Genomic DNA, 22,985 nt, shown 5'->3' on the forward strand with positions numbered 1-22,985 from the left:
TTGGGCGATCACTGTAAGTGGAACATCCGTCGAGTCGCCTGCCTGCCGGGTCTTTTCCCGGAGCCTGCAAAGGGATAATGCGCAAGGCCATGCAAGCCGATGTGGAACAGAGCGAGGCGCAGGAAATCGGCGCCGCGATGAAGGATAGCCGGAGGCCGGCCAAGGGTGACGGGCGCAGGAGCCTGGGCGCGCTCGGCATGGTCTGGCGCGAGCTGTTTCACTACCCCGGCCGCATGGCGATCGCCGGCGCGGCGCTGGTGACGACGGCGACCACGACCCTCGCGATTCCCTATGGTTTCCGCCAGATCGTCGACCAGGGCTTTTCACAAGGGGCCGATCCTTCGGCGATCCGCTGGTGGTTCGTGATGCTGATGGGCGTGGTCACCGTGCTTTCCATCGCCACGGCGATCCGCTTCTATTCGGTCTCGTGGCTGGGCGAGCGGGTCGTTGCCGACATTCGCCTGCGCGTCCAGCGCCACCTTGTCACCCTCTCGCCCAGTTTCTTCGAGGAAAACAGCCCCAAGGAAATCGCCTCGCGCATGACGGCGGATACCGCGATCATCGAGACGGTGGTGGGCACCACGGTCTCGGTCGCGCTGCGCAACGCGATCATGGCGGTGGGCGGCGTCGCCTACCTGTTCATGCTGGCTCCGCACCTCACGCTGGGGCTCGTCATCGCCATTCCCGTGGTGATCCTGCCGATCGCCGCGTTCGGCCGCCGCCTGCGCGCGGTCGCCCGGTCGAGCCAGGACCGCGTCGCTGACATTGGCGCCATCACCGGCGAGGTCTTCGGAGCCCTCCGTGTGGTCCAGGCCTTCAACCAGGAAGGCCATGAAATGACGCGCTTTGCCGGCGCCGTGGAGCGCACCTTCGAGACCGGGCGCAACCGCATCGTCATCCGCGCGGCGATGACGGCGGTGATCATGTTCCTGATCTTCGGCGCGATCACCGTGATCCTCTGGCGCGGCGCCATCGGCGTGGCCGAGCACACCATCACCGGGGGCACCATTGCCGCCTTCGTGGTGACGGCGGGTATCGTCGCGGGCGCGTTCGGTTCGCTCACTGAAGTCTACGGCGACCTCGTGCGCGGGGCCGGGGCCGCAAGCCGTCTGGCCGAATTGCTGGGCGAGCGTCCGGCCATCACCGCGCCGGCCCGTCCGCTGGTCCTGCCCGAGCCGGCCCGCGGCAAGATCGCCTTTGAGCGCGTGACCTTCCGCTATCCGGCGCGGCCCGACACGGCCGCGCTCCATGATTTCAGCCTGACCGTGGAGCCGGGCGAGACGGTCGCCATCGTCGGCCCCTCGGGCGCGGGCAAGTCCACGCTGTTCCAGCTGGCCGAGCGCTTCTACGATCCGCAGAGCGGCGTCGTGAAGATCGACGGGGTGCCGCTGACGTCTGCCGATCCCTCCGAAGTGCGCCGCCGCATCGCGCTGGTGCCGCAGGAAGGCGTGCTGTTTGCCGCCTCCGCGCGCGACAACTTGCGCTATGGCAACCCCGGAGCCGGCGACGAGGCAATCTGGGAAGCCGCCCGCGCCGCCAATGCCGAGCAGTTCCTGCGTGCGCTGCCCGAGGGGCTCGATACGTTCCTTGGCGAGGACGGTGCGCGCCTTTCCGGCGGCCAGCGCCAGCGCCTCGCCATTGCCCGCGCGCTGCTGCGCGAGGCGCCGATCCTGCTGCTCGACGAGGCGACCAGCGCGCTCGACGCCGAAAGCGAACGGCTGGTGCAGGACGCGCTCGACCGCCTGATGGCGAGCCGCACCACGCTGGTGATCGCGCACCGCCTTGCCACCGTGCGGCAGGCGGACCGGATCATCGTCATGGACGGCGGCCGCATCGTCGAGGAAGGCAATCACGAGAGCCTGACGCGCTCCGGCGGCCTCTACGCGCGGTTGGCGGCCTTGCAGTTCGATATGGCGACAGGGCTGACGGGATAATCCGGGCCTCGATCGTTTTGCCGCAATCGACGAACGGCTGACGGACGCCGACGAACTGCAACGAGGGGCTGGCGTTGCCCGCACGGGCAATTATGTTGCGCTGCATGGCGGGTCGTTCTGATCCGTGCGTATTCCATGCGTGTTACATCTTTCGGAAAGGCTCGCTCATGCCTCGCACTCTCCTGAGGGCGCTCGCCACTACGGCGCTCGTCTCTGCAACGGTTCTGTCGTTTCCCGCATTCGCGCAGCAGGCGGCACCCGCTGCCGCCGCCAGCAACCCGATGGAAGTCGACCCGGCCAAGGTCTCGTGGGGCGGCGCGGGCATCCAGACCCAGTGGCAGGACAAGAGCGTGAAGCCGGGCGACGACTTCGACCGCTTCGTCAGCGGCAAGTGGTCGGACGCGGTCGTGCTGCCCAGCGACCGCACCAACTGGGGCTCGTTCACCGCGCTGCGTGATCTTTCCGAACAGCGCCTTCACGGCATCATGAACGACCTGCTGGCCTCGAACCCGGCCCCGGGCAGCGATGCCGCGCGCGTTGCTGCGGCCTACGGCGCCTTCATGGACGTGGATGCGATCAACAAGGCGGGTCTTGCCCCGGCGCAGCCGTTCCTCCAGCGCATCTACGCGGCAACCACGCCCGCCGACCTGATGAAGCTGTTCGCCTCGCCCGGCTATGCCTCGCCGCTCGGCGCCTATGTCGGTCCCGATGCCAAGGCGAGCGACGTCAACGCCTTCCAGGTGAGCATCGGCGGGCTTGGACTGCCTGACCGCGACTATTACCTGAAGAGCGATGCGCGCTCGCAGGAGATCCGCGGCAAGTACCTCGATTACCTGACCTTCCTGCTCGGCAAGGCGGGCTACACCGATCCTGCCGCTTCGGCCAAGGCGGTGCTTTCGCTCGAAACCCGTCTGGCGCAGGCCGACTGGGACCGCGCCGCCAGCCGCAATCCCGACCTCGTCTACAACAAGCTCTCGCTGGCCGAGTTCGAGGGGCTCGCCGCTCCCGGCCTGATGAAGACCTTCGTCGACACCATGGGCGCCGGCAAGGCGACCTACGTGCTGGTCGACGAGATGCCGCCTTCGGCCGACGAGCTCAAGGAAGCCCGCATCGACGCGGCGCAGGCCGGGGCCTGGTTCGGCGGCGGCGTGCCCGAAGTCGCCAAGCTGATCGAGACGGTGCCGGTCGCCACCTGGCAGGCCTGGCTCGCCGCGCAGTTCCTGCGCAGCCATGCCGCGGTCCTGCCCACCGACATCGATGACGCCAACTTCGCCTTCTACGGCAAGGTCATGAGCGGCCAGCCCGAGCAGCGCGCCCGCTGGAAGCGCGGCATTGCGGCGGTCGAGGGCATGTCGGGCGAACTGCTCGGCAAGATCTACGCCGAGAAGTACTATCCGCCCGAGGCGAAGGCCGCGATGGAATCGCTGGTCGGCAATCTGCGCAAGGCAATGGCCGCGAACCTTTCGGACCTCTCGTGGATGGGCCCGGAAACCCGCAAGGCCGCCGTCGCCAAGCTGGATGCCTTCACCCCCAAGATCGGCATGCCCGCTACCTTCAAGGAATACGAGGGCCTGAAGTTCTCGGCCAGCGATCCGCTCGGCAACATGATGGCCGCCGAAACCTGGGCCAATGGCGACCAGATGCGCCGGCTCGGCCAGCCGGTGGACCGCGCCGAATGGTTCATGCTGCCCGAGACGATCAACGCCTACTACAACCCCTCGTTCAACGAGATCGTGTTCCCGGCCGCGATCCTGCAGCCGCCGTTCTTCAACGTTTCGGCAGACCCGGCGGTGAACTACGGTGCGATCGGCGCGGTGATCGGCCATGAAATGGGTCACGGCTTCGACGACCAGGGTGCCAAGTTCGACGGTCAGGGCAACCTGCGCGACTGGTGGACGGCGGCCGACAAGGCCAACTTCCAGAAGCTTCAGGACCGCCTCGAGGCCCAGTACAACGGCTTCTGCCCGTTCGACGAGGGCAAGACCTGCGTGAACGGCAAGCTGACCATGGGCGAGAACATCGGCGACCTCGGCGGCCTCAGCCTCGCCTACCGCGCCTACAAGCTCTCGCTGGGCGGCAAGGAAGCGCCGGTGATCGACGGGCTGACCGGCGACCAGCGCTTCTTCATGGCCTGGGCGCAGGTCTGGCGCAGCAAGTACCGCGAGGAAGCGGTGCGCCAGCAGCTCAAGACCGACCCGCATTCGCCCGCGCACTACCGCATCAACGGCCTCGTCCGTAACTTCGACGAGTGGTACAAGGCCTTCGACGTGAAGCCGGGTGACAAGCTCTATCAGGCACCTGCCGAGCGCGTGCGTATCTGGTGAGGCACAGCGGCTGATCCGGTTCCCTGAACCGGCTTGAATGATTGGGGCGGCCCGATCCGGTCATCTTCCGGGTCGGGCCGTTCCCATTCCGGGTAATACCGACCTGCGTTGAGCCTGACGTATCGCCGGTCGGTCAAGCCCGCGCGGGCCTCAGCGTTCCAGGCGGCTGATGCGTGAGCATCGCTGCAGCTTGGTATAGGGCCGCGATCCTTGGCGGTCCTACTTCGGATGGATTTCCTTGATCCGGCTGCCCTTGAGGCTGATCCCGCCCATCAATCCCTTCTGGCCGAAGGCAAAGGCATAGATCGCCTTGTTGAGGCTCTTGGTATCGAGCGTCGCGGCGGCACCCTTGTCGACCACCACGATCCCGGTGTCCGAGCCGACATCCCAGTTCGTGCCTGCGCTCACTTCGGCAAGCTTGTGGTCGGTCATGATGAAGAGGGCATAGGCGAAGCCCTGCGCGCCGGCCTGGAAGCCGACCGAGGCACTGGAGATGTTGAAGAACTTGGAGGCCTTGCCGCTGACGAACAGGGTGCCGTCCCCGGAGGCTCCGGCAATCACCAGCCCGCCCTTGATGATGTGCGGGAAAAGCAGGACGCCCTTGGCGCGCTGGCCCACCGTGGCAGCCTTGGAATTGGAGGTATAGAGTTGGCGCAGTGCGGCGCGGGACTTGGCCTCGATTTCCGCGGCCGAGGAGGCGGCCAGCACGCCTTCCGGAAGAGCCAGCGCCATTGTTCCCGCCAGCGCTCCGCCGATGACGGCGCGGCGCGAGATGTGCATCGCGGTAATCCCATTGCCGATGGTCATGACTTGTCCTTTTCGGGCCGCGTGGGGGGATGACGGGGCATGTGGAAGGGAGCTCGCCCGGTTCCCCCTTCGGCGTCATGCGGGCGCGATCAGCTCGGTTTGCCGCGATCGGTTCCGACCAATGACGGCAAGGTTACCAAGCTCCCGGCGGCAGGCCATCGGGAATAACCCCGAGATTCCCGATGGAGAGATGCCGCCACCAGCTCCGCTTTCCTACCCCGCGCGGGGCGTGTAGCCTGGGCGGCATGGCCGTGCTCCGGCAGGGTCTTTCGACACGCGCGGTCCACTCGCCCGACATGCGGCAAGGTGACAACTTCGCAAAGGGGGCTGCAGTTGCTGTCCTGGACCGTGTCAACTGTGTCAACCTGTCGGTCTCCGGCCACATTTCGTCAAAATACGCCGAGCCGCGTTTTTCCAGCGATTATAGAGGCTCGCCTGCACCGCTTCGGGTTGACTTGTTTCGCAGGTGCGGCATGACCTTGCGCCGATGGACCTGACTCTTACCGCAATCCTCCTCGGCATCGTCGAGGGCCTCACCGAGTTTCTGCCGGTCTCCTCGACCGGCCATCTCATCCTGGCAACCGAGCTGTTCGGCTACGACGCCTCGCAATGGGCGACGTTCAACATCGTCATTCAGCTCGGCGCGATCCTGGCCGTGATCGTCCAGTTCTGGCGCACTTTCTGGGCCGTGGGCGCGGGGCTGCTGAAGCTGGACCCGGTCTCGATCCGCTTCGTGCGCAACGTGCTGCTGGCCTTCCTGCCCTCGGCCGTGCTGGGGCTCCTGCTCAAGCACTACATCGATGGACTGCTGGGGCAGCCGAGCGTGGTGGCCTGGGCGCTGATCATCGGCGGCATCGCCATCCTCGGCATCGAGAAGGTGGCAAAACAGGGGCCGCTGACCGGCGTGGCCCAGCTCCCCGCCGCCAAGTGCCTTGGCGTCGGCGTGGCGCAGTGCCTGGCCATGGTCCCGGGCGTCAGCCGCTCGGGCGCGACGATCATGGGCGCGCTGGCGATGGGCGTCGAGCGCCGCACGGCGGCCGAGTTCAGCTTCTTCCTCGCGGTGCCGACGATGGTCGGCGCTACTACGCTGGAACTGCTGGGCGCGCGTCACGAACTGATGGCGGGCACCGGGCCGGTCGGCTGGGGTGAGATCGGCATCGGCTTCGTGGTCTCGTTCGTGGTGGCGCTGGTCGTCATCAAGGCCTTCATGGCCTATGTCAGCCGTTCCGGCTTTGCGCCTTTTGCCTGGTATCGTATCGTTGCCGGCGCAGTGGCGCTGTTCCTGCTTTCGAAGGTCTAACAAAAGGCTGACCGACTATGGCCGAGGACAAGAACGACAGGAAACTCGGCCGCAAGGACTATGAAAAGCTGCTCGAGCCGATGCTCGAGGAACTGGTCGGCATGGCCCGCTGGGCCGCGTCGACCGGACAGCGGATCGTCGTCCTGTTCGAAGGGCGCGACACCGCAGGCAAGGGCGGGGCGATCAAGGCTGTCGGCGGCCAGCTCAATCCGCGCCAGTGCCGCACCGTGGCCCTCTCCGCACCGAGCGAGCGCGAGCAGGGCCAGTGGTATTTCCAGCGCTATATCGAGCATCTGCCCTCGCGCGGCGAGATCGTGCTGTTCGACCGCAGCTGGTACAACCGCGCCGGGGTGGAAAAGGTCATGGGCTTTGCCACCGCGTCCGAAGTGAAGCGCTTTCTCAAGCAGGTGCCGGTGTTCGAGCGCATGCTCGTCGACGACGGCATCCTGCTCTACAAGTACTGGCTGTCCTGTGATCAGGAACGCCAGGAGGAGCGCCTGCGCGAGCGGCTCGACGATCCCCTCAAGCGCTGGAAGCTCTCGCCGATCGATGTCGCCGCGCGCGAGAAGTACGAGGACTATACCAAGGCGCGGGAAGTCATGCTCAAGGCGACGCACAAGAAGCATGCGCCGTGGACGGTCGTGGACTTCAACGATCAGCGAATCGGACGGCTCACGCTCGTACGGGATCTGCTGGACCGGTTGCCCGACACCAAGGTGGATCCGCAGCCGATTCGCATGGCAAGGCTCGATCATGCCCCTTATGGAGAGAAATTCGGCGTTCTGAAGCCGATCAAGCCCTTCGATACGGAGTGATCGCGGCTCTCGCGCTTGACTTTCGGCCCTCGCTATCGCATGGGCCGCAACCTTGAAGGGCGGCGCTCGATTGCCGCCCTGAAATTTTTCAACGGAACATGCCGGCCTGCCAGGGCGGCTGAAACGAGAGATACAGGAAACCGCCATGGCGAAGCCCGCAACCGTCAAGATCCGTCTTGTCTCGACCGCCGACACCGGCTTCTTCTACGTCACCAAGAAGAACCCGCGCAACACGACCGAGAAGATGACCTTCCGCAAGTACGATCCGGTCGTGCGCAAGCACGTCGATTTCAAGGAAGCCAAGATCAAGTAATCGCTTGGGTTCCGGTGCGAATCGGAACCAAGTGCTTCAGGTGCGGTTCAAGGCTGTGAACCCAATGGGAGGCTTATGACCCGCACCTTCAAGATCTTTCGCTCTTGCGTAGGCGCGGCTGCCCCGATTTTGCTCGGGACTGCCGCGTTTTCCGTTCCTGCCCTCCTTCCGGCAACGCCTGCCCTTGCGGCATCGCCTGCCGAGCAGCAGCAATTGGCGGCCGCCGTGGCTGCCTTGCGCGGAATCTCCACGCTCAAGGCCGACTTCCTGCAGACCGACCGCAATGGCGGTTCCGTCTCCGGCCAGCTGACGCTCGCCCGCCCGGGGCGCATTCGCTTCCAGTACGAGAAGAGCGCGCGCATGCTCATTGTCGGTGACGGCAAGGCGCTGACGATGGTCGACTATGCGGTCAACCAGGTGCAGCGCTGGCCGATCGGCAACAGCCCGCTGGGCGCGCTGCTCGATCCCAAGCGCGACGTCGCCAAGTTCGGTACCGTGCGTCCGACCGGCAATCCCAATGTCATCTCGGTGGAAGTGCGGGATCGCTCGCACCCGGAATACGGCGTGATCACGCTGATCTTCACGCGCAAGGCTTCGGCGCCGGGCGGGCTGGAGCTGACGTATTGGGTGGCACTCGATTCGCAGAATCAGCGCACCACCATCACGCTGTCGAAACACCGCTACGGGGTTCCGGTCAGCGACAACGACTTCCGGTTCAACGATCCGCGGCCGCGTAACCGTCGCTGAGGCGACCCACTACGGGCTGTCGATGAGGGGAAACGCTTGGTCGCGATTTACCCCAGGTCTGCGACAAAATGCGACCGAATCCTTCCATCCGTTCACTTGGCAGCAAGCCAGGAGCACCTAGATAGGAATGGTCAGAACGGTTCGAGGCGGGTTTCCCCCCTGTTGCCCACGCCTCTCAAAAGAGCCCTTCTGATTTAGCGTGACGAACGCTTACAGGAACCCTCGGTCCTCTGCCCCCGGACCGAGGGTTTTTGTTTGTGTGGCTGTGGTTCGGCTCATGCCGGGCTGCGAACAGCACCGTTCTGCGCTTCCGGTGCTCACGGCCAGAAAGGCCGCTCCGCTCCGGTTCTCGAACGGCACTATTCTCGCTCCGGCCTGAACCAAACCACAGCCACACAAGCGCCGGGCCATTCCGTACATTTTGCAAGGAATCGGTCGAATCAAAACACCGTTGCCCCCGCCCTTCGGCTGGTCGGCAGAACGACCGTTCAGGATGAACTGCCAGGAGGGCAGGCAGGCGGGGGGAGGCGCTTCCTTTTTCTTCGCCCGACCGTCGGCGCGTCATGCGCCCCCTCTGGCAATTCGCGGGGGGCGTCCCTAAAGCCTGAGCCATGAAGATTGCCACCTGGAACATCAATTCGGTCCGCCTGCGTCTCGATCAGGTCGAGCGTTTCCTCACCGAACAGGCCCCCGACGTCCTCTGCCTTCAGGAGATCAAGGTTGCCGAGCATCTCTTCCCGCACGAGATGTTCGAACGCCTAGGCTACACGCACCGCGCGATTCATGGCCAGAAGGGCTATCACGGCGTCGCCACCGTCTCGAAAGTGCCTTTTGCCGAATTCAGCCGCCATGACTGGCAGGACAATGGCGAGGCCCGGCATGTCGGCGTGGAGCTGCAGGGGGCCGGGCAGGGGCTGATCCTCGAGAACGTCTATATCCCTGCGGGCGGCGACATCGCCGACCGTGCGGTCAATCCCAAGTTCGGCCAGAAGCTCGACTTTCTTGAGCGCATGACGCGCTGGGCGGACAAGATCGACCGCCCCACGCTGATCGTCGGCGATTTCAACATCGCCCCGCTCCCTTCCGACGTCTACGACCACAAGGCACTGCTCAAGGTCGTCAGCCATACGCCGATCGAGGTCGAGACGCTGGGGCGTTTCCAGGACGCGCATGGCTGGGTCGATCTCGGCCGCCAGTTCATTCCCGCGCCGGAGCGCAATTATTCCTGGTGGTCCTATCGCAGCTATTGGCGCCAGAAGGACCAGGGGCGCCGCCTCGACCACATGTGGGCCTCGCCCGACCTTGCGAAGCAGGCGCGGGCGCATTGCTTTGTCGAGGAAACCCGCCGCTGGGACCAGCCGAGCGACCACGTGCCGCTGATCAGCGAGTTCGAACTCTGACCGGGCAGGGCTCTTCCCGCCGCGTGGCGCTGGCGCTCGATGCGCTGCGCCATGGCTGGCCGATCCGGATTGGCCAGCATTCGGTACTGTTGCCTGCCGAAACCGGCTTTGCGCCGGGTGTGACGGGACCGCGCATGCTGATTTCCGCTGCGCGCGCGGTGACCCTCAAGCTGGCCAACCAGCGCGAGGCGGCCGTGCCGGAAGCACCGGTGCTGATTCGCGCGGCCGAGCCTTTTGATCTTGCCGCCGCACGCGCGATTGCCGATCCCGCGCTCGATCTGGTTCACCCGATGAAGGGCCCTTTCGCGGCCGAACCCATCGATGACGCAGAGGCTGCGCGCACGGCAATGGAGCTGGCGCGGCTGGCCGGCATCCTGCCTGCCTTCCTCGTCGCGCCGGATGCGGCGGGCGAGGCGCAGCCGGTCACGCCCGAGGATCTGGCGGCGTGGAAGGACGTCTCCAATCTCGTCATTGCCTCGCGTGCACGGCTGCCGGTCGCAGCGGCGGAGAATGCGGAGATCGTCGCCTTTCGCGCGCTCGACGACCTTCGCGAACATGTGGCCCTGGTCATCGGCACGCAGGATGGCGGCCGCGCGCCGCTGGTCCGGCTCCATTCGGAATGCCTGACCGGTGATATCCTCGGCAGCCTCAAGTGCGATTGCGGTCCGCAGCTCGATGCGGCGCTGAGGGCGATGGCCGGGGAGGCGGCGGCCGGCGGTTGGGGGGTTCTGCTCTATCTGCGGCAGGAAGGGCGCGGCATCGGCCTCGTCAACAAGCTGCGCGCCTATCAGTTGCAGGATCAGGGTTTCGACACGGTCGATGCCAACAATCGCCTCGGCCTGCCGACCGAGGCGCGCGATTTTCCCGTGGCGGCGCGCATGCTCGACCTGCTTGGCGTTCACGCGATCCGGCTCATGACCAACAACCCGGCCAAGGTCGCCGCGCTCGAGGGCGTGGGGGTGACGGTGGCCGAGCGGGTGCCGCACAAGCTGCCGGCTAACCCGCACAATGCCCGCTATCTCGATACCAAGCGGGACCGTACGGGGCATATTCTCTAGGCGCGCTTTCAGGGGCGCCGGGGCGGAGCGGTGATGCCGCTCGCGCCCCGGGCCGACCTCATTGCGGGATCACGAACAGGATGGCGCCGACCACGGCTGCCACCGCGCCCACGAACAGCGCCACGTTGACAAGGTCTTTCGGCTTGAAGCGGTCGTGGTGTTCCTCGCGGTAGCTGCGGAACTGGGCGGCGATGTCGGCGTCGCCGGCGAGCAGGCCGAGGTCGAGCGCGGTGGCCTTGCGCGTGAACAGGTGGTGGAGCTCGGTCAGTTCGGCCTCGTCGAGTGCGGGATAGGTCTTCAGCAGCGCCGCGATGCGATCGCGGGCCGGAACATTGGTATCGGACATGGAAATCGTTTCCTGAAACGGCATTTCTGGCAGGCGCACGCGTGCGCGCCCGGCGAGAGGCGGATCAGGCGAAAGGCGGCGCGGTGCTGTCCGGCAGCCGCGCGGGATGGACGCGCGGCGGCGGCCCTCGGGCTTCCGGGCGGAGGCGCGGGGCTCTGGCCGGGGCCAGCGATGCGAGCCGGGGCATGGCCGGCGCGATCGTGGGGGAGGGCGGCAGCGAGGGGAGCGGCAGGGCCTGCGCGGTCGCAGCGTCAGTGCGGCGCTGCGCGGCAAGGGCAAGGTCGATGGTCGCGGCGCTGAAGGCCGAACCTTGCTGGCGTTCAAGCGGCGCGCGAATCGGCTCTCCCGCCTGCAGCGCGATGGCCGCCAGCAGGAGCATCGCCCAGAGGCGGAAGCGCAGGAAAGAGGAAAGCAGCGTTCCCATGGGGTGCAGCTAGGCGCTCGGGGACGCGCGTGCAAGCGGCGCGGACGGTGCGGGCCGGGTTCAGGAAAGTCGAAGGGGGCAAAGGACCGGCCTCTGCGCCCTTCGATCTTTCAGTACGCTGACCTCAGAGGGTGAGGGCGACGCGGCCGTCGATGCGGCCATGGCGCAGGTCGTCGAGCACTTCGTTGACCTCTTCGAGCGGCCGTGCGGCGACCTTGGCCTTGACCTTGCCTTGGGCGGCAAAGGCGATGGCCTCGTCGAGATCGTAGCGGGTGCCGACAATCGAGCCGCGAATGGTGATGCGCTTGAGCACCACGTCGAAGATCGGGGTCGGGAAGTCGCCCGGGGGCAGGCCGATCAGGCTGACGGTCGCGCGGCGGCGGGCGCAGGCGATGGCCTGCGAGAAGGCGGCGCGCGAGACGGCGGTGACGATCACGCCATGCGCGCCGCCACCGGTCTCCTTCTGGACCTTGGCGACCAGATCGGGATCGGTGGCGTCGAAGGCGAGTTCGGCGCCGAGTTCACGGGCAAGCTTGAGCTTCGATTCGCCGATGTCGATGCCGATCACGTTGAGGCCCATGGCCTTGGCATATTGCACTGCGACGTGGCCGAGGCCGCCGACGCCCGAGCAGACCACCCACTGTCCGGGGCGCGCCTCGGTCTCCTTGAGGCCCTTGTAGACCGTGACGCCGGCGCAGAGGATCGGTGCCATCGACACGAAGTCAACGTCGGCAGGCAGGCGGCCGACGAAGGGGGCGGCGGCGATCACGTATTCGGCATAACCGCCGTTGACCGAGTAGCCGGTGTTGGCCTGCTTTTCGCAGAGCGTTTCCCAGCCGGTCTCGCAATATTCGCATTCGCGGCAGGCATGGTGGAGCCAGGGCACGCCCACGGCATCGCCTTCCTTGAGATCGGTGACGCCTGCACCGAGCGCGACGACGTGGCCAACGCCTTCATGGCCCGGGATCAGCGGCAGCGGCGCCTTGACCGGCCAGTCGCCGTCGATGGCGTGAAGGTCGGTGTGGCAGACACCGCTGGCGACAACCTTCACCAGCACTTCGCCGGGACCGGGGGTCGGGATCGGCACTTGCTCGATGGTCAGGGGGGCGCCGTATTCGCGGGCAACGGCTGCGCGCATGGTCTGCATCGGATCTCTCCTTGCTGCGTTCCGGGAGTGGGGGACTCGCGGACTTCTTATGGATAGGCCGGACACGCCGCGTCTTGTTGAAAACGAAGCAGAATATCGCGTCCGCACGGGGCTGTGACACCGCGCCCGGAAGTCTAGGTCAGGCGCGAAAATCAAGGCAACCGCACGGCCGCTCCAGATGCGCACTATGGGGCCCGGGGTGTTTCAACCTTGCGACAGTTTCCGCCATGGCTGCAGTGCGGGCACCCGCGGCGTCATCGCTTTTCGTAACGGACCAGCCCGGGGCCGAGGGCATTGGCGCCCAGTTTCACCGGATCGTCGGACCAGTCGGCGACGAAGGCGCTCTTGCGGTCGATTCCGGGGGCAAAGCGTGCGTCGTTCGCCTCCACCAGCAGGCCCTGCGAGGTGTGGTTTCGGTGTTCGGCAGCGACGGCGATGAAGGCGGAGTAGTTCTCCTTGTCGCGCCCCTGTACGAACCAGTTGCCGACGATCCGCCCGGTCGCGCCGTCGGCCAGGTCGATCATGTAGTTGGTGCCGCGCCCGGCCGAATCGTCAAAGCTGCAATCGGCCACCGCGATCCCGGAGGCACGGCTCTTGAGGTAGTGCCCGCCGGTGCCCGCCTCGAAACGGGTGCGGGTGACGGTGAGCGTGCCGTAGTTGCCGACGTAGATCGAATGCGCGCAGCCCGAACCCTCGCAGGTGCCGAGGCGGCTGAACGTGGACTTGTCGATGATGATCGTGCCCAGCGAATCGTCGCCGGTCAGCAGGCCCTGCTCGCTGTCGCGGAACCAGGACTGCGTGACGGTGAGATTGCCGTGCTCGAGGCGGATGCCCGCGCCGTTCTTGTCGCCGACGTGGATATTGGCAAAGACCATGCCGTCGACGTGGGCACTGCGCCCGCGCAGCACCAGCGCGGCCTTGTCCTCGCAGGCGACACCGTCGAGGATCGACTGGCCCGGGTTCGCGGCCTGATAGGTCACCTCCCCCTTGCTCTGCACCGCGCAGTCGGCAAATCGCATGGAGGCGAAGCGGATGGTCCCGTGCGCGTCGCCGATGGCGTCCACCGCGTCCTGCAGGCGGCTGTAGCTGCGCCCGGTCTCGACCACGGTGTAGGGCGCTGTGGCCGAGGGACCGGACGAGGCGGGCGGCACAGCCTCTGCCTGCAGCAGCGGGGCCGGAAGGGCCGCAGAGGCGATGACGACGACGGCGATTCGGGCAAGGCGGTTCATGGCGCCGAGACTAGCGGCCCTGGCCGACGATCGCGCAAGCCACTTTCGCGACCTTCCTGGCCACCGTCTCTTTGCGGGACAGGAAAGGTTACGGCTTAGAACGAGCGCCGCAGCGAAATTCCGGCCGAAGTCGTATTGCCGGCGATCGCGCCGATGCTGCGCGTGGCATAGAGGTCGATGCCCAGGCTATCGGTTATCCGCATGTTGGCAGTGACGCCGACTTCCCACCAGCCGTCGGCGGTGTGGCGTGCCGGCAGGAGGCCGGTGCGTGCCGCATAGGCGACGTCGTGATAGTCGCGCACGACGACTTCGGACAGCGCATTGCTGGTCCAGGCACGTGCGACCGAAAGGCCGACGTACTGATTGGCGTTCTGGCCGAAGGCGTGATCGACGCGCAAGGTCGCGGCCGAACTCCAGGTCGGCTCGTCGGTTTCCAGGTCGACCAGGCCGGTGCCGTCCGGCGCAGGGTGCAGCAACCGGCCGTGGGCGTAAGATACCGTTGCTGTCGGGGTTGCGAACCAGCGCGCGGCGAGCGGGATGACCTTTCCGAAATCGCCGCCGACAGAATAGTAGCGGCTGCCCGAGGCACCGGTGCTGTCGCGGGAAGCGCTGCCATTGTCGCTGGTGATGCGCCCGTAATCCTGATGGCCATAGCTGATCCAGCCGTCGACCACCCAGTTGTCGAAATTGCCGCCGGCGCCGATGGTGCCGACAAGATAGTCCGAGGGCAACGCGGTGTTCGCCTGAAGGAGCGTGCCGTGATAGCGCATCAGCGCACCGCGCAGGTAGCCACGGCCGATCTGGCGCGTCAGCGCCAGCGATTGCCAGGATCCGTCGGAGCCCTGGTCGCGGTTGCTGGCTCCGGCGGCGAGCGCGAAACTCCACGGCTTGGAATCGCCAGGAGGGACGGTGTCTCCGTCTTGGGCATCCGTGCCGGCAGCGCTGGCCGGGGCGCTCGCTTCGGTCGCTGATGCGGAGGTAACGTCGGCCGCGGGTTCGGATGGCGGCGCGGCCGGCACGCTCGTTTCCTGGGCAGAGACCGCGCCGGGCGCACACACCGTGATAATCCCCGCCAGCATCGGGCGGTACACCAGTCTGGCGAACATCAGGCTACGGCTTTCAGGCTCGGATCGTAGGCGGCAGGCACCGCGACACGCACGACGAACCCGTCGCCGGAATGGGCGAAGCTGACGTCGCCGCCGTGGGCGCGGGCGATCGAACGGCACACGGCCAGGCCGAGGCCGGAGCCTTTCTGGCCCGATTTACGCGCGGAATCGGTCCGATAGAACGGTTCGAAGGCGCGGTCGTATTCCTCTTCGGGGATACCGGGGCCGGTATCGACGATCTCGGCTACGGCCTCGCCTTCATTCAGGCTCACGCGCACGCGGGCGCGTTCGCCGTACTTGATCGCGTTCTCGAGCAGGTTGTCGAGCAGGCGGCGAATGCCGACCGGATCGACGTCGACCGGGATATGGGTATTGTGTTCGATGGTGACGTCGCCGCCGACCAACTGTGCATCGGCGACGCTGCTTGAGATCAGTTCGGCAAAGTCGGTGCGTTCGCGCGCGCCCGGTGTCGAGGCATCGCGGATGAAGCCGATGACCTGGCTGATCATCGCTTCCATCTCGGTCACTTCCTTGAGCAGCCCGTCGCGTTGCTCATCCGGCACGTCCTCGATGCGGAAGCGCAGCCGGGTGAGCGGGGTGCGCAAGTCGTGGCTGATCGCACCGACCATGGCGGTACGGTCGTCCACGAAGGCGCGCAGGCGATTGCGCATCTGGTTGAAGGCATTGGCGGCGCGGCCGATTTCGGCAGGGCCCGACAGCGGCAGGATCGTTGCCGAAGGGTCACGGCCGAGCAGTTCGGCAGCGCGCGCGAAATCACGCAGCGGCAGGACGATGCGACGGGCGAACAGCCATGCGAGCGGGCTGACGATGGCGAGGCTGAGTGCGAACCACAGCATCACGCGCTTCTGCCAGGCGTTGGGGAAGGGCTCGGCACGCGGAGCGACCGCGACCCACTGGCCATCGGGACGGCGCAGCGCGGCCACGAAGTCACCCTCGATGAAGGGGGGCGAAGTGAGGTCGAACAGGGTGCCGGCGGCATGGCGGAACGGGATCGGCTGGGGCGTTCCGGGCACTGCCGGTGCGGGCTGGTCGGCGCGGGGCGTCGTCGGCGCCTGAAGGGTTTCGCGGGCAAACGGCGAGGGTGCCGCCACCGGGATTACCGGGACGGGCGTGCGCGGCGCGTCGCTGAGCGCGCGAGGTGTGGCTGTTGCGGTCGTTGCCGGCTCGGAGCTCGCCTGTGTGGTCCGGGGCAGTTCGCCTATGCCGGGCAGCACTGGCACCTGGCCACCGATGCGGCCAATGCCGCCGGTGCCGATGCCGCCAATGCCGTGATTGCCGATGCCGCCGAAACCGCCTGGACGGACGCCTTCCTGACCGATGCCCTGGCCTTGCCCGTTTCCGGGGAAGTTGCCGACAGGAGCGGCGCCACTGCCGGAACTACCGCCATTGGTTCCGCCCGGCACGCCCGGGCTCCCACCGGGCGAGCCGGCCGGTGTTCCGCCAGCCTGGCTGGGCGCGGGTTGGCCGGACGGCCTTTCGCCGCCGATTTGCCCACCGGGGGCATGGTTGCCCGGGAGCCTGCCGCTCGGCAGGCGCCCGCCGGGCAACTGGGCGCCGGGCATTTGACCGCCGGGACGGCCGCCGGGGAACTGTCCTCCGGGGAAATGCCCCCCGGGCATGCCGGCCGGGCCAGGCATGCCGCCGGCCGGCGGGCCGCCCGGGATCGATTGGGCGTCGGCCTTGCCCACCAGCATCGTCGACAGCGCCGAAGGTGAGGCGGGATTGTCACGGATGGCCAGCGGCGAGCGGGACTTGGCAGGGACGGCGACCCCGCCCACCGGCAACTGGGTGTAGAAGGCGAGAACCACGTCTTCACTGCGCCGGTTGAGCCGGTTCGCCAATGCCTCGCGCGAGGATTCGGATACCAGCCAGCCCTGTCCGCTGACGTCCGGCGGGCCGATCATCGTCTTGCGCTCGAGGCGATCGAGCACCTCGCCATCGGCGTCGCTGCCACGTAGAGCATGGGCAACGTCGTCGATGTTCCAGCGTGCGGTCGGACTGGGCGGAAGGATCACCGTCAGGCCCAGAGTCACGAACTGGGCGCCGATCAGCGCACAGACGAGAATGGCGATCATCTGGATCGCCAACGGAAGGCCGATTCGGTTGGTGAGGCGTGGCAGCGTCATGGCTGCGCCTTTGCCACGGATTGGCTGCGAATTCGAGCCGAAGCCATATCATCGCTGGCTGCGTCATTGCGGGCTGGCGATGCAAGTTGCGGAGCGGGCTCGAAAGAGAGGGACACGTCCCTTTCGAACCCGCTCCGCGTCCCCGCCCAGCGGCATGAAGCCGCGTGGCGGAGACGGTCACCCCGGGTCCATTCCAGCAATCGTGTCCCCTGATCCGAGGCTGGAAGGCAATACTGTGCGCCCCGGTCCGATCGGCAGGCGCGCGGACCAAGGCTGGCTTGCGGAGGCGCGTAGCACTGCGATGTTACATTTCGCGGACCGTCCACCGTGCTTCCCCCATGCAGCAATGAAGATGAACCGAGCGTGTGCGATATGGCTCGGAAAAATCCGGGACCACCGACGGGCAGGGCGGGTGCGACTACGTGACCTGCGGCGTCGGTGGCCCCGGCACCGTCCGGCGCCTTGGCGGTAGCGTGACGGACGGCGTTGCCGGTTGCCCAAAAGGCAGGCTGGTGGCGTTCGGGGGCGGCGGGGGATGCCGGTAACCCGAGGCCGCCTGCCCCGAGGGCCAGGACCTGGCGAACTGGATAGTTCATGGGGGACTAGGTCGCCGCTGGAGTTTGCCCGGCGATTTCGCTGTGGTTGCAGTCATGTTGCAGCATGTTGCAATTTGCCGGTCCGGCTGAAATGCGGCTGGAACACGGGGTTTCTATTGCGGTGCAATGATCCTAGAACAACCCTCGATGGACCTGCAGACCCGCATTCTCATCGTCGATGACGATGAAGGCATTCGTTCGCTGATCGGCGAGTTTCTCGGCAAGCATGGATATGCAACCGAAACGGCGGCCGATCCCGAAGCCATGCGCGCCTTGCTCGCTCAGGAGCGCTTTGACCTGATCGTGCTCGACGTGATGATGCCGCGCGAGGATGGACTGACCGCCTTGCGCCAGCTCGGCCCTGATGCACCGCCTGTTATCATGCTTTCGGCGGTGGGCAGTGATGTGGATCGTATCGTCGGGCTCGAGATGGGCGCGGACGATTATCTGGCCAAGCCGTGCAACCCCAGGGAACTTCTTGCGCGCATTCGCACTGTGCTGCGCCGCCGCGCCCCGGTTCAGGGGGCTTCGGCTCCCGTACTCACCATCGTGTCCGACCGCAGCGAATTTGCCCCGGTCGCCGAAGACGTGAATTCCGGAGAAGTCTTGCGGTTCGCCGGCTGGCGCATGGATCTGGGCCTGCGCCTGCTGTTTGATCCGACCGGCAAGCTCATTTCCCTTTCTGATGGCGAATTCCGCCTGCTGCGGGCGTTTGCCGAGCATCCGCGCCGGGTTCTGACCCGTGATCAATTGCTCGACTGGTCGCGCGGCGAGGACAGCGAGCTTTACGACCGGGCGATCGATGTCCAGCTCTCGCGCCTGCGTCGCAAGCTCGCCGATGGCGACGGCGGCGGCGACATCATTCGCACCGTGCGCAACGAAGGGTATCTGTTCGTCCCTTCCGTGATTCCTGCTGTCGTGCCCGGAGGGAATGGGCAGTAGGCCGAAATATTTGGTTATACTGTTGAAATTCTTGTGAAATCTTGCCGCAAAGGCCGGCTTCCAGTCCTGCTCCTGAGTGTCCCGTGGCCCGACCCAATCCGGTCGGGGCGGTGCGAACGCGAGGGAGATTGTCTTGGTGCATCACGGACAGGGGCCGGAAGGCCGGGAGCAGGGCGTTGACGATCATGACCGCGGACTGGTTCACGATCTCGGCGTAATTCGCGAAAGGCTGATGGGACGGCGACGCGCGCTGGCGTTCCTGGCAAGCGCCGGTACGGCAGTGACGGTGGCGGCCTGCGGCGGCGACGATTCATCGGGTTCGAGCTCCGGGTCTTCGAGCTCCACTTCATCGACAACGTCGACCTCCTCGTCGTCAGGCTCCACCACCGGCAGTTCGACGAGCAGCACTTCGTCGACCTCAGGCGATACCTCGTCCTCCTGTGTCGCCGACGCCTCCGAAACCAATGGGCCCTATCCGGCCGATGGCACCAACTCTTCGAGCGGCTCGACCTCGAACGTCCTGACCGTCAGCGGTGTCGAGCGCTCCGACATCCGCTCCAGCTTCATCAATTCGACCACGACGGCGACCGGCGTGCAGCTCGACATCACGCTGCAGCTGGTCGACGTCAACAACGGCTGCTCGGCCATCGAAGGGGCGGCCATCTACATCTGGCACTGCGATGCCTATGGCCGCTATTCGCTCTATTCGAGCGGTATAACCACCGAAAGCTACCTTCGCGGCGTGCAGATCACCGACAGCGAGGGCAAGGTCACGTTCACGACGATCTACCCCGGGTGCTATTCGGGCCGCTGGCCGCACATCCACTTCGAGATCTTCACCGACGGGCTTGCCAGCACCAGCACCGGCCGGACTGCGAGCCTGATCTCGCAGCTGGCGATGCCCGCAGCGGTCAACACCGCGATCTATTCGGGCGATACGCGCTACACCTCGAGCATCGCCAACTACAACGCGATCTCGCTCTCGTCCGATAACGTGTTCGGCGACAACACCTCGGCGCAGCTCTCCCAGATGACCCCGAGCCTCACCGGCAGCGTATCGGCCGGATACACCGGCAGCGCGCTGATCGGCATCGCCACCTGAGCCTGTTTCCAGACCTTCCGATCCTTTCCAGCAAGAGTGCGATAGACGCTATGAATTCGCTTCATTCCTCGACCAGCCTCGGGGCGCTGGTCCTGGCGCTTGTCGCCAGCCCGACCCTGGCTGCCACCACCGTCAAGACCGATACGACCACCGCGCAGGTGACCTCGACCGCAGGGGACGTCACTGTCACCGATGCCGGTACGATCACGCTGTCGAGCGGCAGTGCCATTACCGTCGACAGCAACAATGCCGTGGACGTCGAAGGCGGCCTCGCGCTGGGAGGGGCCGACGGCGCGACCGGGATCGCCGTCAATGCCGGCACCACCTCGACCGTGACCGTGGGCGAGGACGCGACGATCGCGGTGAAGGAAAGTTTCGTCCCGGACGACGACAACAGCGACGGCTACGCGGACGGTTCTATCGCATCGGCCAGCAACCGCTACGGCATCCACGTCTTGTCGGGGGCAACGACCAGCGGCTCCATCAGCAATGCCGGGGTGATCACGGTCGAAGGGTTGAACTCGGGCGGCATCGTCGTCGATTCGGACTATGTCGGCGACATCACCAATACCGGGACGATCAAGGTCCTCGGTGACAATTCGGTCGGCATCTCCACCCAGGCGGTCGACGGCGACATCACGCTCGACGGCACCGTCACCGTGGTGGGGGCAGGCGCGCAGGACCTGGTCGTCAATGGCGATGTCTCGGGCTCGGTGATCATCGAGGGCGCCGTTTCCCAGGCCACGTCCTTCACCGATGACGACGGCGACACCCTCGTGCTGTCCCGCGCCGCGCTGCGAACGGGCGCGGCTGCGGTGGAGATCAACGGCAACGTGGCCGGCGGCATCTACGTGACCGCACCCGATCCCGACGATGATGACGATGACACGGGCACCGGCTCGATCACGTCCTACGGCACGTCGCCCGCGATCCAGATCGGCGGTACCAGCGACATCACGATCGGCGGGGTTTCCAGCAATTCGGGTACGTATTCGCTGGCGATCGACGGGACCGTAAGCGCCAATTCCTACTACTCGAAGACGAATGCCTTCGGCGTCGTCATCGGCGGGCAGGGCGGCAACGTCACTTTCACGGACGGCATCGGCGTGACCGGCACCTTGAGCGCGACCACGTACGATTCGGAGGCCACGGCGCTGCTCATCAACGAGGGCAGTTCGGTCACCAGCCTGTACAACTCGGGCACGATCGCTGCCGTGATCTCCTCTCCCGGCGAAGGCGTCGCGACCGCGATCCAGGACTTGTCCGGCACGCTGACGACGATCAACAACACCGGCTACATCTCGGCCACCGGATCGAGCACCGACACGCTGACCGCCCTCGATCTGTCCGCCAACACCACTGGCGTGACGATCAATCAGTACCTCAACGATGACGATGCCGAGACCAGCGCCGAATATCTCGAGGACAACGACACCGATACCGACCCGACGGTCTATGCCAGCATCAAGGGCAACATCCTTCTGGGCTCGGGCAACGACACGCTGAACGCCTCGACCGGCACGATCGTCGGCGATACCTATTTCGGCGCGGGTGACGACACTCTCACCTTGTCGGGCAATGCCGCCTATACCGGCGACGTCTATTTCGGCAGCGGCGCGGCCACGGCTTCGCTGTCCGGCACGTCGACCTTCACCGGCAACATGGATTTTGCCGGCGAGACCGGCACGCTGACGCTGTCGGATTCGTCGGTCTACTCGGGCACCTTCTCGGATGCCGCCAACCTCGCCGTCACCGTCAACAGCGGTGCGACACTGACCTCCGACGATACTGATACCAGCAGCTTCGGCACGCTGACGGTGGCGTCCGGCGGATCGCTCGGCGTCTATGTGGAGGACGGCAAGAGTTCGCTCTTCACCGTCACCAATGCCACGCTGGAAGACGGCGCAAAGGTGACCGCGACGGTGTCCGATCTCGGCACCGCCGAGGGAACCTACACGGTGCTGACCGCCGACAACCTGAACGTGGAAGGTTCGCTTGATTCGACCGACACCGACCTGCCGTTCATCTACAACGGCGATGTCACCAGCGACGCCAACAACATCTACCTGACCATCGAGCGCAAGACGACCGACGAACTCGGCCTCACCAAGAGCGAGGCATCGGGCTGGAACGCGATCTACGCCACCGCGCAGAACGACGACGAGATCACCGAAAGCCTGCTGCAGGTGGAGGATTCGGCGACCCTGCAGAAGCAGGTCTCGGCGCTGCTGCCCGACCACGCTGGCGGGATCTTCGACGCCGTCACCACGGCCGACCGTCTTGTCGCCCGCCACCTTTCCGACGAGACGACGATGTTCGATATCTCAGACGTCGGTGGCTGGCTGGAGCCGCTCTACTGGCGCAACAGCAAGGATGCGGGCAGTACTGCCGGCTACAAGAGCAGCGGCTGGGGCATCTCGGCCGGGTTCGAGCGCCATATCGGCATCGGCTATGTCGGCGTGTCCTATGCCTGGCTTCAGGGCAACGTGAAGGACAACGGCGGCACCGGCAATCTCGACGTCGGCCAGCATGATTTCGGCGTGTTCTGGCGCACCGCCTCGGGCCCGCTGATGGCTTGGGCACGTCTTGGGGCCTCGCGCATCTCGATCGATTCGACGCGCACCTATACTGGCACCATCGACGATACCGATTTCACCTATGATGCCGACGGCAAGTGGAATGGCTGGCTGCTCTCCGGCCTCGCCGGGGCTTCGTACAAGTTCCAGATGTCGCGCCGCCTGTTCCTCAAGCCCAAGCTGGAACTGGAGCAGTACTGGCTGAAGGAAAATGGCTACAGCGAAACCGCCGACAGCGATGCCATGGCGCTGACCGTCGCGAGCCGGACCAGCAAGGAGACCACTGTCACGCCGACGCTGACCGCCTCGTACTCGCTGGGTTCGATCTCGCCCGACTGGCACCCGCTGACCTTCCAGTTCGAGGCTGGACGCCGCGAGATCCTGGCCGGCAACCTCGGCAGCACGACCGCCTATTTCAACGGCGGCGACAGCTACGATGCGGGTGAGAGCTTCACGATCACGCCGGAAAGCCTCAAGGGCGCATGGATCGGCGAAGCGGCGGTGCTGGCGGGCGGCTACGACTTCACGTGGAAGATCGCGGCCCGGACCGAGCAGTCGAGCACCAATACCTCCTACTCGCTGCGTGCTTCGCTGAGCGTCGCGTTCTGATCGCGTGCTTCGGACGGCATGGTGCCGTCCGGGGACGTTCGAACAAGAGAAAAGGCGTGGTCG

At 66.0% G+C, this 22,985-nt stretch carries 18 protein-coding genes; 11 read left to right on the top strand and 7 right to left on the bottom strand.

Annotated elements, in window-relative coordinates; all coding sequences use genetic code 11:
• Nucleotides 1-137: 137 nt before the first annotated feature.
• Both OKA11_RS18405 and OKA11_RS18410 read left to right on the top strand, forming a co-directional pair.
• A complete protein-coding gene (locus OKA11_RS18405) occupies nucleotides 138-1,934 on the top strand; it encodes an ABC transporter transmembrane domain-containing protein (protein ID WP_267223056.1) in 1,797 nt (598 codons plus the stop codon).
• Between the two features lie 167 nt (nucleotides 1,935-2,101).
• Entirely contained in the window at nucleotides 2,102-4,258 is a 2,157-nt protein-coding gene (locus OKA11_RS18410; protein ID WP_267222992.1) for a M13 family metallopeptidase, read from the top strand.
• A gap of 219 nt (nucleotides 4,259-4,477) precedes the next feature.
• Here OKA11_RS18410 and OKA11_RS18415 read toward each other — a convergent pair whose 3' ends face one another.
• Complete coding sequence (locus OKA11_RS18415; protein ID WP_267222994.1) at nucleotides 4,478-5,065, bottom strand: lipid-binding SYLF domain-containing protein; 588 nt, start codon at nucleotides 5,063-5,065, stop codon at nucleotides 4,478-4,480.
• A gap of 487 nt (nucleotides 5,066-5,552) precedes the next feature.
• Here OKA11_RS18415 and OKA11_RS18420 point away from each other — a divergent pair, with 487 nt between their 5' ends.
• From OKA11_RS18420 to ribA, 6 genes are all read left to right on the top strand, one after another.
• The gene (locus OKA11_RS18420) at nucleotides 5,553-6,365 is read left to right on the top strand and encodes an undecaprenyl-diphosphate phosphatase (RefSeq protein ID WP_267222996.1); all 813 of its coding nucleotides are present in this window, start codon (nucleotides 5,553-5,555) and stop codon (nucleotides 6,363-6,365) included.
• 17 nt (nucleotides 6,366-6,382) lie between these two features.
• A complete protein-coding gene (gene ppk2, locus OKA11_RS18425) occupies nucleotides 6,383-7,180 on the top strand; it encodes a polyphosphate kinase 2 (protein ID WP_267222998.1) in 798 nt (265 codons plus the stop codon).
• A 145-nt stretch (nucleotides 7,181-7,325) separates the two neighbouring features.
• The gene (gene rpmG, locus OKA11_RS18430; RefSeq protein ID WP_021232219.1) at nucleotides 7,326-7,493 is read left to right on the top strand and encodes a 50S ribosomal protein L33; all 168 of its coding nucleotides are present in this window, start codon (nucleotides 7,326-7,328) and stop codon (nucleotides 7,491-7,493) included.
• 75 nt (nucleotides 7,494-7,568) lie between these two features.
• Nucleotides 7,569-8,240 carry a LolA family protein gene (locus OKA11_RS18435; RefSeq protein WP_267223001.1) on the top strand — a complete coding sequence of 224 codons (672 nt, stop codon included), beginning with the start codon at nucleotides 7,569-7,571 and terminating at the stop codon, nucleotides 8,238-8,240.
• 611 nt (nucleotides 8,241-8,851) lie between these two features.
• On the top strand, nucleotides 8,852-9,640 hold the full coding sequence (gene xth / locus OKA11_RS18440; protein WP_267223003.1) for an exodeoxyribonuclease III: 789 nt from the start codon (nucleotides 8,852-8,854) through the stop codon (nucleotides 9,638-9,640).
• Between the two features lie 23 nt (nucleotides 9,641-9,663).
• Nucleotides 9,664-10,698 carry a GTP cyclohydrolase II gene (ribA, locus tag OKA11_RS18445; protein ID WP_267223005.1) on the top strand — a complete coding sequence of 345 codons (1,035 nt, stop codon included), beginning with the start codon at nucleotides 9,664-9,666 and terminating at the stop codon, nucleotides 10,696-10,698.
• Nucleotides 10,699-10,756: 58 nt separating this feature from the next.
• Here the strand turns inward: ribA and OKA11_RS18450 are convergent, their stop codons facing one another.
• From OKA11_RS18450 to OKA11_RS18475, 6 genes are all read right to left on the bottom strand, one after another.
• Nucleotides 10,757-11,044 (bottom strand): hypothetical protein, encoded by a 288-nt coding sequence (locus OKA11_RS18450; protein ID WP_267223007.1) that lies wholly within the window; start codon nucleotides 11,042-11,044, stop codon nucleotides 10,757-10,759.
• Nucleotides 11,045-11,108: 64 nt separating this feature from the next.
• Nucleotides 11,109-11,468 (bottom strand): hypothetical protein, encoded by a 360-nt coding sequence (locus OKA11_RS18455; RefSeq protein WP_267223009.1) that lies wholly within the window; start codon nucleotides 11,466-11,468, stop codon nucleotides 11,109-11,111.
• A 124-nt stretch (nucleotides 11,469-11,592) separates the two neighbouring features.
• Nucleotides 11,593-12,615, bottom strand: a complete 1,023-nt coding sequence (locus OKA11_RS18460) for a zinc-dependent alcohol dehydrogenase (protein ID WP_142632284.1) — start codon at nucleotides 12,613-12,615, stop codon at nucleotides 11,593-11,595.
• A gap of 254 nt (nucleotides 12,616-12,869) precedes the next feature.
• A complete protein-coding gene (locus OKA11_RS18465) occupies nucleotides 12,870-13,844 on the bottom strand; it encodes a right-handed parallel beta-helix repeat-containing protein (protein WP_267223013.1) in 975 nt (324 codons plus the stop codon).
• Nucleotides 13,845-13,939: 95 nt separating this feature from the next.
• On the bottom strand, nucleotides 13,940-14,950 hold the full coding sequence (locus OKA11_RS18470; RefSeq protein ID WP_267223015.1) for an autotransporter domain-containing protein: 1,011 nt from the start codon (nucleotides 14,948-14,950) through the stop codon (nucleotides 13,940-13,942).
• Nucleotides 14,950-17,097: an ATP-binding protein gene (locus OKA11_RS18475; RefSeq protein ID WP_267223017.1), complete on the bottom strand. Its 2,148-nt coding sequence runs from the start codon at nucleotides 17,095-17,097 to the stop codon at nucleotides 14,950-14,952. Before OKA11_RS18475 ends, OKA11_RS18470 begins: the two co-directional genes overlap by 1 nt.
• A gap of 743 nt (nucleotides 17,098-17,840) precedes the next feature.
• On the opposite strand from OKA11_RS18475, the gene OKA11_RS18480 reads away from it, so the two are divergent.
• The 3 genes from OKA11_RS18480 (at nucleotide 17,841) to OKA11_RS18490 (ending at nucleotide 22,922) form a co-directional block, all read left to right on the top strand.
• Complete coding sequence (locus OKA11_RS18480; RefSeq protein ID WP_267223019.1) at nucleotides 17,841-18,635, top strand: response regulator; 795 nt, start codon at nucleotides 17,841-17,843, stop codon at nucleotides 18,633-18,635.
• Nucleotides 18,636-18,771: 136 nt separating this feature from the next.
• Nucleotides 18,772-19,737, top strand: a complete 966-nt coding sequence (locus OKA11_RS18485) for an intradiol ring-cleavage dioxygenase (RefSeq protein WP_323748331.1) — start codon at nucleotides 18,772-18,774, stop codon at nucleotides 19,735-19,737.
• Between the two features lie 50 nt (nucleotides 19,738-19,787).
• A complete protein-coding gene (locus OKA11_RS18490) occupies nucleotides 19,788-22,922 on the top strand; it encodes an autotransporter outer membrane beta-barrel domain-containing protein (protein WP_267223022.1) in 3,135 nt (1,044 codons plus the stop codon).
• Nucleotides 22,923-22,985 lie beyond the last annotated feature (63 nt).

The organism is Novosphingobium clariflavum (assembly GCF_026420865.1).
Taxonomy (GTDB): domain Bacteria; phylum Pseudomonadota; class Alphaproteobacteria; order Sphingomonadales; family Sphingomonadaceae; genus Novosphingobium; species Novosphingobium clariflavum.

Coding starts and splice junctions, on each gene's coding strand:
- OKA11_RS18415 (WP_267222994.1), bottom strand. CDS start 5,065: ATGACCATCGGCAATGGGATTACCGCGATGCACATCTCGCGCCGCGCC.
- OKA11_RS18475 (WP_267223017.1), bottom strand. CDS start 17,097: ATGACGCTGCCACGCCTCACCAACCGAATCGGCCTTCCGTTGGCGATC.
- OKA11_RS18435 (WP_267223001.1), top strand. CDS start 7,569: ATGACCCGCACCTTCAAGATCTTTCGCTCTTGCGTAGGCGCGGCTGCC.
- xth (WP_267223003.1), top strand. CDS start 8,852: ATGAAGATTGCCACCTGGAACATCAATTCGGTCCGCCTGCGTCTCGAT.
- OKA11_RS18470 (WP_267223015.1), bottom strand. CDS start 14,950: ATGTTCGCCAGACTGGTGTACCGCCCGATGCTGGCGGGGATTATCACG.
- OKA11_RS18480 (WP_267223019.1), top strand. CDS start 17,841: ATGGACCTGCAGACCCGCATTCTCATCGTCGATGACGATGAAGGCATT.
- OKA11_RS18455 (WP_267223009.1), bottom strand. CDS start 11,468: ATGGGAACGCTGCTTTCCTCTTTCCTGCGCTTCCGCCTCTGGGCGATG.
- OKA11_RS18450 (WP_267223007.1), bottom strand. CDS start 11,044: ATGTCCGATACCAATGTTCCGGCCCGCGATCGCATCGCGGCGCTGCTG.
- OKA11_RS18460 (WP_142632284.1), bottom strand. CDS start 12,615: ATGCAGACCATGCGCGCAGCCGTTGCCCGCGAATACGGCGCCCCCCTG.
- OKA11_RS18465 (WP_267223013.1), bottom strand. CDS start 13,844: ATGAACCGCCTTGCCCGAATCGCCGTCGTCGTCATCGCCTCTGCGGCC.
- OKA11_RS18490 (WP_267223022.1), top strand. CDS start 19,788: ATGAATTCGCTTCATTCCTCGACCAGCCTCGGGGCGCTGGTCCTGGCG.
- OKA11_RS18405 (WP_267223056.1), top strand. CDS start 138: ATGAAGGATAGCCGGAGGCCGGCCAAGGGTGACGGGCGCAGGAGCCTG.
- ppk2 (WP_267222998.1), top strand. CDS start 6,383: ATGGCCGAGGACAAGAACGACAGGAAACTCGGCCGCAAGGACTATGAA.
- rpmG (WP_021232219.1), top strand. CDS start 7,326: ATGGCGAAGCCCGCAACCGTCAAGATCCGTCTTGTCTCGACCGCCGAC.
- OKA11_RS18420 (WP_267222996.1), top strand. CDS start 5,553: ATGGACCTGACTCTTACCGCAATCCTCCTCGGCATCGTCGAGGGCCTC.
- OKA11_RS18410 (WP_267222992.1), top strand. CDS start 2,102: ATGCCTCGCACTCTCCTGAGGGCGCTCGCCACTACGGCGCTCGTCTCT.